The following is a 2,413-nucleotide window of genomic DNA, read 5'->3' as shown; positions in this document are numbered from 1 at the left end:
TCGGCCGATCTATGTGGCGATGGGCGTCACCGTCGAGGGCACCCGCGACATCCTCGGGTTGTGGGCCGGCGAGCACGGCGCCGGCGAAGGGGCCAAATACTGGCTGCGGGTGTTGTCGGAGCTGAAAAACCGTGGCGTACAGGATGTTTGCATCGTCGTGGGCGACGGGTTGAAGGGCTTTCCCGATGCTATCGGCCAGGTGTGGCCGCGCGCGATCGTGCAGACGTGCGTTGTGCATCTGCTGCGGAATTCGTTCGCCTACGCCTCCCGCAAGGACTGGCCCGAGCTGGCCAAAGACCTCAAACCGGTCTACACCGCTGCCTCCGAGCAAGCCTCGTTGGACCGGTTCGCCGAGTTCAGCGAGAAATGGGAGAAACGCTACCCCGCGATCATCCGGTTGTGGACCAACGCGTGGGCCGAGTTCGTGCCGTTTCTGCAGTTCGACAACGCGATTCGGCAGGTCATCTACACCACGAACGCCATCGAATCGGTCAACGCCCGAATCCGCAGAGCCGTGAAGGCCCGCGGTCATTTCCCCACCGAGGCCGCGGCGTTGAAGTGCGTGTACCTGGCCATCATGAGCCTCGACCCCACCGGCACCGCCCGCCAGCGGTGGTCCAACCGCTGGAAGGGCGCGCTGAACGCTTTCGAGATCACCTTCGACGGACGCCTGTCCGCCGCCCGCAAGTAACCGAATCACCCAGGAAAGGAGACGGACTTACACCTGAGACTGGGCTCTGTCGCACATTCGGTGGTGCTGACCGAATCACTGTTTACCCCAGTAGAATTCGATGTCTGAGTAGGGAAAACCCTGCGCGGCCGTACATTTGGCGTTTGATCAGCTTCGTTTTCGTGTTGACGCCTTCGGTAGGGCCACTGCTGAAGGGCAGGGTCAGCCCGGCGACGACGGCGTCGTGGTCCTGGTCGAGGCCGGTCAGGAAGGGTTCGAGTTCGACGAGCCCGGCCTCGCGGACCTGCTTGATCCAGGCGTCGATGTCGGTGCCGCGGCGTTCGGTCATCAGCTGCGCGAACTCGCGCACCACGTCGGCGAGCGCGGTCATCTCGGGGCAGGCGGCCAGCAGTTCATCGAGGTGAGCGCGCCGCCCGTCGGGTAGGTTCTCCGGACGGGTCAGTATCGAGCGGGTCACCCGCCGCGGTGACGGCGTGATCCGGTCGCCGTCGAGTCGTCCCTGGTTGATGTACCGGTAGAGCAGGTTCTGGCCACCGGTGTAGCCGAGTTCGGTGATCTCGGCGAGCAGCCGCAGCACCGGGACGCCGGGCTCGGCGGCGCGGCGAGCGCGCAGGTGTTCGCGGTAGGGGTCGACCAGGCAGGCCCGGTATTGGGGCGGGCGGCGCAATCGATCCGGCTCTGGCACCCGCGCGTAACGCTTCACCGTGTTCAGCGAAAGCCCCAGCCGCCGTGAGCAATCCAGCAATCCGACACCCTGGTCGAGGAGGTCGTGGATGGCGTGCCAGCGTTCGATGGTGCTCTGCTCCCGGACCAGCGATTGCCGCTTCGGGCCGGCGGCGGCCCAGCAGCTCGAGTGCGCAGCGACCACCTTCTCGGCCGCCTGAGCCAGGCCGTGCCACAGATGCCACCTGTCCGACGCCTGGATCGCCGCAGGCAGTACGCGCCGCACGGCCTCGGCATAGGTGGTGGACCCGTCGCGGGCGACGATCTCGACGCCAGGATGCTCCCGCAGCCACTGCGCTGGGGTGTCGGCCTTGCGGTCGGGCAGCACGTCGATACGTTCATGGGTTTCGGCGTCGATCACGATCGTCGAATACGTGTGCCGGCGCCGCAGAGCGAAGTCGTCGACCCCGATCGCGGCGGGGGTCGGCCGCACCGGCAGCGGGATGCGCAGCAGGACCCGGATCGCGGTCTGTCGCGATAACGCCACCGCAGACGCTGCCAGCAACCGGACACTCGCCCGCCCGGCGAGCTCCCGGACCGCCGACCGGACCTGGCCGGTCAACCGTGCGGTGCGGCGCTGATATCGTTCCAGGACTCCGGGCACTTGCTCACGGAATGTGCTGCGGCAGTCCGGAGTTGGGCATACCAGCCGCCGGACCCGCACCCGCAGGATCACGGGGCGGCCGTCGAGCGGAACGTCTGTGACCGTCCGCAGGTGATACCCATGGACCCGGGCGGACTCGGCCCCGCAGCCTGGGCATACCGCCGGGCCACCGGGCGTCCGGGCCCGCACCGCCACCCGTTCGCCCTCGTCGACCACTTCCTCCACCACCAGCGGCAGCAACCCCGAAAACACCACGGCAGCAGGAACATTCACCTCGAACACCGCAACATCGTGCCGTCACGACGACGTCACCACCGAATGTGCGACAGAGCCTGAGACTGGACAGACCCAAGACAAATGCCAGCACGAATGACCAATCTTCAGGCAGTGCCCGG

At 66.8% G+C, this 2,413-nt stretch carries 2 protein-coding genes; one reads left to right on the top strand and one right to left on the bottom strand.

Annotated features, from left to right (window positions below; all coding sequences use genetic code 11):
• Positions 1–691: IS256 family transposase (locus ACW2Q0_RS31045; protein WP_457194482.1), on the top strand; the 691-nt coding region annotated here is incomplete at its 5' end.
• 82 nt (positions 692–773) lie between these two features.
• Here ACW2Q0_RS31045 and ACW2Q0_RS31040 read toward each other — a convergent pair.
• Positions 774–2,300: an ISL3 family transposase gene (locus ACW2Q0_RS31040; RefSeq protein ID WP_457194481.1), complete on the bottom strand. Its 1,527-nt coding sequence runs from the start codon at positions 2,298–2,300 to the stop codon at positions 774–776.
• Between the last annotated feature and the right edge of the window lie 113 nt (positions 2,301–2,413).

The sequence above is a fragment of the Nocardia citri genome, assembly GCF_054065835.1.
This window is presented reverse-complemented; position numbering and strand designations above follow the sequence as displayed.